The 8972-nt window shown below is 60.4% G+C and carries 7 protein-coding genes and 1 pseudogene; 4 read left to right on the forward strand and 4 right to left on the reverse strand.

Features of this window, described 5'->3' with window-relative positions; all coding sequences use genetic code 11:
• Positions 1-210 precede the first annotated feature (210 nt).
• The gene (locus tag CG471_RS12180) at positions 211-3393 is read left to right on the forward strand and encodes a PAS domain-containing protein (protein ID WP_180275695.1); all 3183 of its coding nucleotides are present in this window, start codon (positions 211-213) and stop codon (positions 3391-3393) included.
• Between the two features lie 160 nt (positions 3394-3553).
• The gene (locus tag CG471_RS30645; protein WP_180275688.1) at positions 3554-3718 is read left to right on the forward strand and encodes a hypothetical protein; all 165 of its coding nucleotides are present in this window, start codon (positions 3554-3556) and stop codon (positions 3716-3718) included.
• Here CG471_RS30645 and CG471_RS12185 read toward each other — a convergent pair.
• On the reverse strand, positions 3688-3939 hold the full coding sequence (locus CG471_RS12185; RefSeq protein WP_234792529.1) for an AlpA family phage regulatory protein: 252 nt from the start codon (positions 3937-3939) through the stop codon (positions 3688-3690). The two genes, CG471_RS30645 and CG471_RS12185, sit on opposite strands and share 31 nt — an antisense overlap.
• A gap of 423 nt (positions 3940-4362) precedes the next feature.
• Positions 4363-4575 (reverse strand): annotated as a pseudogene (locus tag CG471_RS12195) (DDE-type integrase/transposase/recombinase); the annotation flags it as partial.
• 279 nt (positions 4576-4854) lie between these two features.
• Between CG471_RS12195 and CG471_RS12200 the strand changes: the two are divergent.
• Entirely contained in the window at positions 4855-5958 is a 1104-nt protein-coding gene (locus CG471_RS12200; protein ID WP_170828791.1) for an acyltransferase, read from the forward strand.
• Positions 5959-6042: 84 nt separating this feature from the next.
• Positions 6043-6900: a beta-1,6-N-acetylglucosaminyltransferase gene (locus CG471_RS12205; RefSeq protein WP_180275697.1), complete on the forward strand. Its 858-nt coding sequence runs from the start codon at positions 6043-6045 to the stop codon at positions 6898-6900.
• Positions 6901-7518: 618 nt separating this feature from the next.
• Here the strand turns inward: CG471_RS12205 and CG471_RS12215 are convergent.
• Positions 7519-7902 (reverse strand): transposase, encoded by a 384-nt coding sequence (locus tag CG471_RS12215; RefSeq protein ID WP_206379301.1) that lies wholly within the window; start codon positions 7900-7902, stop codon positions 7519-7521.
• A gap of 347 nt (positions 7903-8249) precedes the next feature.
• Entirely contained in the window at positions 8250-8843 is a 594-nt protein-coding gene (locus CG471_RS12220) for a transposase (protein WP_373562051.1), read from the reverse strand.
• Positions 8844-8972 lie beyond the last annotated feature (129 nt).

The raw sequence follows: 8972 nt of genomic DNA on the forward strand, positions 1-8972 counted from the left end.
GGAACCCCCATTCGCGTTTCGGGTTCAATACTCGCGCCCCGGGGATATGCTCCCGGCGGGTGATCTGTCGTGCCGGGAACGAAATGGCATTGAGGGCGTTCCATAGGGTTGGGGAACCATCAGGGGGATTAAGCATGAAGCTCGTCGCCAGCGCAGCGCCCCAGGTGGCGAGCCATGTACCAAGCAGACCTAATCGCAAAACGGGATGTCATGACGCCGGATGATACCGAGCTCCTGCGCTTTCACGAGCTTTTCGACCACTCCCCATCCTTTGTTGCCGTTCTATGGGGGCCCAGCCACCAGTTCCGATATGCTAACGCCGTTTATCGGCAGGTCGTCGGCGGACGGCAAGTTGTAGGAACCACCGTCGCCCAGGCCCTTCCAGAAGTCGTGGAGCAAGGCTTCATCGATCTTCTCGACTTGGTCTTTACCAGCGGGGAGACGCATTCGGCGCGCGACGTTCCGATCCTCCTCGACACGGGCGATGGGAAAGAGCCTCAGGCGCAATGGCTCGATTTCGTGTATCAGCCGATCCGGGACGCGGACGGGACGGTCAAAGGCATATTCGTGGAAGGCAGCGACGTCAGCGCGCGCCATGTCTCGGCCAAGGCCCTGGAGCGCAGCGAGGCCTTCTATCGCCAAGTGATCGACGCGGCCACCGACTACGCGATCATCGCGCTCGCCACCGATGGTGCCGTTACCTTCTGGAACCAGGGCGCGGAAAAGCTGCTGGGATGGACTGCCCTCGAAATGGCCGGGCAAGGGCTCGAGCGTCTGTTCGAGGACGAAGCGACCAAGGATCAGTTTACGCAAGAGATGCGGCAGGCCCGGGCCAGGGGGCATGGGCTCAGCGAGGGATGGCGTTTGCGCCGGGACGGCGGACGCTTCTGGGCAAGCGGTGAAATGCGACCGATCCTCGACAATGAGGGCGCGATCAGCGGCTTCGTGAAAGTCCTGCGTGACCGGACCGATGAGCACGAGGCCTCGTTCGCGCTCCGGCGCTCCGAGGAACGGCTGCGCCGCGCGCAGGAAGCAGGGCATGTCGGCGTGTTCGCGATCGATGTCGCCAGCGGTTGGCTCGAACCCACCGCCGAAGCGTGCCGGATCTTCGGGATCGCGGTCACCGACGGATTGCCGGCCGAGGAGCTTGAGGCGCTCGTTCTGCCGGAGGACAGAACCCTCGCCTCAGATCAAACGCGGCGTGCGAGCGGGGACATGATGCTCGATGTCGAGTATCGCATCTGCAGGCCGAGCGACGGCGAGGTGCGGTTCATTGCGCGGCGTGCCGAGCTCGAGCGTGACGCCAGCGGGAAGACGGTGCGTATGGTCGGCGTCGTCCAGGACGTAACCCAACAGAGGGCGATCCAGCGCGCGGCGCAGGAGAGCGCTGCGGAAGCCTTGGCTCATGGCGAACGTGTACAGCTCGCTTTGGCTGCGGGTGCGATCATCGGCACCTGGGTGTGGGACATCGAAGCCGACGAATTCAGCATCGACGATCAGTTCGCCGAAGCTTTCGGTATCGAAAGGATCGCAGACCGCAGCGGCATTCCCCTGGAGCGGATCACGCAGACTGTCCATCCCGATGACCAGGAAGGCCTGTCGGCCGCCATTGCCGAAGTGATTGCGCGGGGCGGCTCCTATGCGCACCAATATCGTGTGCGACGCACCGACGGGCAATATTATTGGATTGAGGCCAACGGCCGTGTTGAGCGAACAGGCGATGGCAGATTGCGCTTCCCGGGCGTCCTGCTCGACATGGAGCATCGCCGGTCGCTCGAGCAGGATCGCGATGCCGCGCATCGACTGCTCGAGACAGTTATGGAAGCTGTCCCCGGCGTTGTCTATGCCAAGGATCGGGAGGGGCGGATGCTCATGGGCAATGCCGGCACTGCCAAGCTCCTGGGCCTGGCAGCGGAGGAATTCGTCGGCCGCACCGATTTCGAGAATCTGGAGGACAAAGATCAGGCCCGCGCGGTCATGGCGAACGACCAGCGCATCATGGATAGCGGCATAGGCGAGCAGATCGTCGAGCATGTCCACTTCGCGGATGGACAGCCGGCGATATGGCTTTCGCATAAGGCGCCCCTGCGTGGCGACGATGGTGTTGTGATCGGGCTGATCGGAGCGTCGGTCGATATCACTGACCGGGTGCGCGCCGAAAGCAAGCTTCGCGATCTCAATAACACGCTGGAGCAGCGTATCGCCCACGCCATCGCTGAACGAGAGGAGGCTGAGGAAGCCTTGAGGCAAGCGCAGAAGATGGAAGCGATCGGCCAGCTTACCGGCGGGATCGCGCACGATTTCAACAATCTCCTCTCGATCATCATGGGCAGCGTCGAGTTGGCCGCGCGGGCGCTAGAGAAGTCGGGCAATTCCGACGCCAAGCTTCACAAGATGCTCGGCAATGCAATGGTCGGCGCGAACCGGGCGGCGGCGCTCACCCAGCGCCTGCTCGCCTTCTCGAGGCGCCAGCCGCTTGCACCAAAGCCAGTCGCCATCGGTGCGCTCGTCGAGGGCATGCGTGATCTTCTCGAGCGCTCGATCGGCGAGACGATCCAGGTAACTCTCGATCTCGACACCAACCTTTCGATGGTCGAAATCGATGCCAATCAGCTCGAGAGCGCGCTCCTCAACTTGGCAGTCAACGCGCGCGATGCCATGCCCTCGGGCGGTAGCCTCATGATCCGGGCCGGCGATGCCTTGGTGGGCGAGACCGATCCCCGGCCCGCGCCGGGCATGGCGCCGGGAACTTGGGTCAAGATCGACGTCGGCGATACGGGTGCGGGCATGCCGCCGGAGGTGCTTGCGCGCGCTTTCGAGCCGTTCTTCACGACCAAGGAGCAGGGAAAAGGAACAGGCCTCGGACTTTCGATGGTCTATGGTTTCGTCCGGCAGAGCGGTGGACACGTCGCGATCAGGTCAAAAGTGGGTCTTGGTACCACCGTTTCGATCTATCTCCCGCGGATCATTGGACAGGCAAGCGGAGAAATCCCGTCCCCGCCCGTGCGGCCCTCGCAACTGCCCAAGGCGGCGACGATCCTCGTCGTCGAGGATGACGAAGGGGTTCGCTCCTATGCGGTCGAATGTCTCAAGGAGCAGGGTTTCACCGTGCTCGAGGCCCAGGACGCACCGAGTGCGCTGCCTATTCTGGAACGGGAGGAACAGCGGATCGACCTCCTTCTGACCGATGTCATCATGCCGGGACCATCAGGCCGGGAACTCGCCGATCGTGCAAGGCTGCTGCGGCCGGACCTGAAGGTGTTGTTCATGAGTGGCTACCCCAGGGACGCGATCGTCCACGACGGCAAGCTCGATGCGGGGGTGGCCCTCCTCGCCAAGCCATTCACCTTCCGTGCCTTGTCCGAAAAACTGCTGGAGACGCTGGGCGCGTGACCCGCGGCGCGTGTTCTGGCCGCCGCACCGTCTAGTTACCTTCATTCCGGAGGAAAGTAAGACCGTATCTCCGCTGAGCGACTGAGGGCGACCCTGCGCTTACACTGTGGTGGCCGGGGCGGCACAGGTGCCGAGCCTTCGCTATCGCGGAGAAGGTGTCATGGTCGAGCAGAGAGGGGCATTTGTAAGCATTGACATTGCAAAGCTGCGCAACTGCGACGAAGCAGAATTGGCCGAGGTCGATCGCGCCTTTCTCTGGCGGCGCCATTTCCTCAATGAATACGCGTTCGAAGGCTATGTCGATGGCGTACCCGGCGGACTCTGACGCAAGTCGGCCGTCTCGCCGGCGCCCGGGACAACATTGCCCGTCAGCAGCTTGAGGCTGCGATACTGCACCAGCGTCGCGCGCCCCGCCTTGATGGTCTGGAGGTCGCCGGACTCAATGAGCTCATAGATTTGTGAGCGGCTAAGGCCCGTGATATGAACGGTGGTGGAGACGCGAACCGTCAGCGGCTCGATCTTCTGCTCCCAGGCGCGCTCGATCATTTCTCACTCCGCCCCCGCGCATCGCGTTCCCGCGCGGACCCGCGGTCGCTTTTGAGCAATGCGGCCAGCATCGCGTGTGAGATCGTCGACCGGCTCTTCGACGCCATAGGTCTGGGCGTAGATCACAGCTTAGCTCTGAAGGGCTGCTTGCAAATCGGGAGTGATCGTGATTGCCAGTTTCACTGGCATTCCGTCGGACAGCTTGCCCGGCTTGAGGTCGGCCATGCCAGCTTGTCTTTTCGCGTCACGGCGCAAGGATGAGGACCACGACCTACACGGCCGCCGGATCCTGTGTTTGCTATGGTCAAGAGCGCATTCCTTGACGATGGAAGCCATCTGGATCATAAAAATCATCAGCGCAGATGACACTTGGGAAAACAAGATCTGCTGGCCTGTTCCCGCCACTGCTTCCCAACATAGGTCGTTATCGGATCGTATATGTGCCGCAGGGCCGCGCGAGATGAACAGGTCGGCCAACGCCGCGGGAACATCCTCATGCTTGAGCTGCCGTGCCACGATGAACGCCAGACATTCCCTGCTGGCCTCGTCGATGATCGTCAGGATGCGAAACTTGCGGCCGTCGTGCGTGCGCCCCTCGACGAAGTTGTAGGCCCCCACGTGCCCCGGATGCTCAGGCCCATTATAGACAATTCTGACCCTTGCAAACCTTCCTGCGAATTTGGCTTCGGGTGCAACCGGCAGCATCGACATGACGAGGGCCGATGAGAATTTCTCATTGTTGAACTTGAGGACGGGACTTTTGCACCGAAGAAGCAATCTTCAATGCGCATGATTTTTATGGTGATGATTATTTGCCTATATTGCAGCGTGGGAATGTGCCAGAAATCACCGTGAGATTCTGCTCAAGCCCGATGTCAATCGGGAGGCGGCGATGTTGCAAGGGGTCGGGGAATTTTGGGGGCTCAGACACAGGGGGCAGCGGTACATTTTACGACGATACAGGCACTGCGCTTCGTTGCCGCTGCTGCTGTAGTGCTGCTGCATTCCACATTCTATACGTCTGAGCGGCTTGATCCCACTCTCACGCTTTATACAGCAGGCGCCAATGGAGTGCGTCTTTTCTTCGTGATAAGCGGTCTTGTCATGATGCTTTCCACCGCCAGGCTCGCTGGAGGGCGGCATGTCTGGCGCGGCTTCGCGGCTCGACGGATTGTACGGATCGTACCGCTTTACTGGGCTGTCACCGCAGTCAAGCTGGCAGCATTGATTGCTCTGCCGTCCGTCGTTCTGCATGCCAAGCTGGATTGGGTCGTTGCCCTTTGCTCCTTCCTTTTCATTCCAGTCTATAATACTGAAGGCGTGGTCCAGCCGCTCATGGCGGTGGGCTGGACGCTCAATATAGAGATTTTCTTCTACGCATTATTCTCACTTGCGCTGGCGCTGCGGATGCACCCTCTGCGGCTTCTGCCCGCGCTCTTTCTGGTTTTGACCATTGCCTCGGAGTTCAAGTCTCACGCATGGCCAGCGCCTGCCTATCTTTATTGTGATCCTGTCATTCTGGATTTTCTGGCTGGCATGTTGATTGCGCGTTGGCTTCAGACCGGCAAAAGCCTCCCAAGCTGGTTGGCCTTCATGTTGTTGCTTGGCGGACTTGTGCTTCTCTTTCGCCCTTATCCCAAGGTTTACGATCTCACCCTGATGGAATCGCTGGCGGTGACGTTGCTCGCAGCTTGCGTAGTACTCGGGGCTGTATCACTGGAGAAGATATTCGCGCCACGCCTGCCGGGCTGGCTTCTATTTCTGGGAGCGGCCTCCTACTCCCTCTATCTAATCCATCCCCTGATAGCGCCGCTGCCGCCTGCGATTCTGGCAAAATTAGGGCTGCCGCTCAGCCTTTTTTCGGTGGTCAGTGCGTTTGCGCTTTCGCTGTGCGCGGGGCTCATGGTCTATCTATTGTTTGAACGGCCGGTTACGCGCGCACTCAGCGTCTGGTTGCGTCGGCGCGAAATTGATACCTCGGTCTCCGTGGCGGACCGGCACTCCAGGGTAGGTGGCTGATTGTCCTGTGATCGCATGCCTGGCATTGGTGGCGATATATGTTGTTCGAGGACTGGGGACGCAGAAGTAGCCAGGGGGGCAGGCTTGAGAATTGCATATCTGATATTGTGTCACGGGCAGCCGGCCCAGATACGCCGACTGGTCATGGCTCTTCCGCCATCTTCTCCAATCTTCATCCATGTTGATGCGCGAACCTCGGCTGCTGTCCATGCGGAGATTCATCAGCTTGCTTATTTGCGGGCGCATATTCATTTCGTCCCGCGACATCGTTGTTTCTGGAGTGGCTATGGGATCGTCAAGGCCACCAACCAGCTTATAATTTCCGCCCTCGCGAGCGGCGAGGCGTTTGATCGCGCCACCTTGTTGTCAGGTGCGGATTATCCCATCAAGTCGCAGGAGCATATCAACGCTTTCTTCGAAAATGCGGGCGATGCCGAGTTTATCGAAGCTTTTCCGCTGCATGCTCCCAATCGTTGGAGCAACCATGAAGGCCTTTATCACGGAGCCTCGCGTGTAGACTGGTTTCATGTTCGCTTTCGTTCAAGGGCCTGGCGATCGCCCTGGCGGCGGCGTCTGCCGCTTGGATATGAACCTTGGGGAGGGGGGCAATGGTGGACGCTCACAAGGCCGGCACTCGAGCTTATTGCCGATGTCGCGCGCAAACATCCCGCTTTGCCGCGATTTTTCCGCAATGTATTTTTGCCTGATGAAAGCTATTTCCAGACGCTTCTGGGTAATTCGCGCTTTCGCGGCGCAATTGCTGGCGACGATCTGCGGCTAGTGATCTGGGATAGGCCCGAGCCACCTTATCCCGCCATTTTCAAGGCGCGAGACATTGAATGTCTGGCTGAGAGCGACAAGCTTTTTGCCAGGAAGTTCGATCTGTACCGCAATCCTGAAATCTACGAATTGATCGATGCTCGCTTTCTTCGCCGATCCTGAGCTTTTCGTTGGGCCTGATGGGGCGGCGGCGCCTTGTGTCTGATCAGTCGAGTTGCGGCCATGTTTGCGGATGGTTGCTCATCAGGAACTGTCCCTTGCCTGACGTCTGGCAGCCCTGATTATCGACGGCGAGTGCGTTGCGTGCTTGATGTAGATATTTGACTGGGCAAGTATAGCGCGGAGCTGGTGAGTGGAAGGGAACTTTATCGAGTATGAAGCGTCCTTTGCAGGCCTCGCGCGGCTTTCAGCCTTTACACCAAAGCGCGAGGCACCTTTTCCACGCCCAATCGCGTGTTGACATCGAGATGTTCTGGCCTATCCTGGCAAAGACTTCAACGCGTCTGAGTTCCCCAAGAATCTGGGCGTTGGAGTCACCCATCCACTTGTTTTTCATGTTTCCTTCGTACTTTCTGGCTGGTGCCGGGGGGCGCTAAGAAGCGTTGCGCGCCTCGATTATGGGGCGACCATGATCCGATCGACATTTTTGCGGGGCGGGGGGGACTCCCCACCATTTGGCAAGCACCAATGTCGTTGCGCAGCAGGCTGCTTCGCTTCGCGCAGCCGGAGGCTACGCTACGCAGCCTGCTGCGCAACGACATGCAGTTTGGGAAGGTGCGCTCAGATAGTCTTGGAAGCGAGCGCCGGGTCGAAGCTGGTCTGATTGAGCAGCATTGTGCAGGCGACGGCGAGCAGGCGGTCGGCAACAGATCGCAGGGCGCGCCCATGACCATGCCCGCGAGCGGGTAGAGCTGTGTATTTTGCGCGGCTGCGTGGATCGTGCTGAATGGCGACGCGTGCCCAATGATAGACGCCGTTGCGGACATGAACGGCCTGGCGCATAATGACGATCCGGCTCTTACCGGAGCGTTTGGTGATCGGCGCGACGCCGGACAAACATCGCAGTGCATGATAATCTCTGCGTTGCAGGGCATCGGATGCTTCTGCGAGCAGCGTGGCGAGGACGATCCTTCCGACGCCCGGCAAGGATCGCAGGATCGTCACGGGGGCGTCACATAAAACGGGCACAGATATACGCTCTCATGACTGCCATCCGAGATACTGCCCGAGTTTACCCCTTCGCTGGCCGCAAGACCAGCGTTCGCATTGACCTTGGCGGGTGTGCCGCGGACGCCTGATCGACGACGATTGATCACGCTCTCATCCGCGGGTTGGTTACCGCACTACCCGTATCCGTCGCTGGGCCTATCCTTCGTCTAAGTTCGGGCGTCGGACGAACCTGCCCCACCGTACACCGCGGATTGCCCATCACAGTCGGGTGCCCGCGGCACGCCGGCCAAGGCTATGCAGGTGATGCGCTGGCGCCTCCTCTCGTGATCGTTGTGCGTGGATCAGCCAGCGACCGCCGGTGACACCCGACGGGCGATGTCCCAGGCATAGCCGACCAGTTCACGCGCGATCGCAGTGGTCACCTTCGGCTGCGGCTTGCCGGTGGCTGCTAGGCGACGGTAGCGCTGAGACAGGCGAACCTGTGCCTTCCACCCGATTGCCTGGATGTCCTCGGGCAAGTCGATGACCCGCTCACGGTAGCGCCGTTCCTCGCGAGCGGGCAGCCGATACGACCAGCCCGCCTCGATCAGCATGGTTCGTGCCTGCGCGTTGCCCGCGCGGGTGATCCGGCCTCGCTTGGTCCGGGCGCCGCTGGAGTGCTCGGACGGCACCAAGCCGACATACGCCATCAACTGCTTAGGATTGTCGAAGCGGGTGAGATCGCCTACTTCAGCGACCAGCGTCGCAGCGCTGACCAGCCTGATACCGCGCAGGACCTGCAGATTGCGGACCAGCGGCGCGAAGCACCATGCATCCACCGCTTCGGCCAATGCTGCCTCGAGCCGTCCCACTCGCGCCTGCGCCTCCAGCACCCGCTTCTGCATTTCCTCGAATGCCAGCTGTTGGTGGGGAAAATCGAACCGCTGCTCGGACAACCTGCTGATTCCGAGGGAAGCCGCCCCCTCATTCCGAAATGATGCCGCCCGCCTGTTCCGAGAATTACTCGCCCCCTGATTCCGAGATGATGTCGCCCCCTTTGCGGGGATGACGATGAAGGTCCGCTG

This window comes from Sphingobium sp. IP1 (assembly GCF_002708645.1).
Classification (GTDB): Bacteria; Pseudomonadota; Alphaproteobacteria; order Sphingomonadales; family Sphingomonadaceae; genus Sphingobium; species Sphingobium yanoikuyae.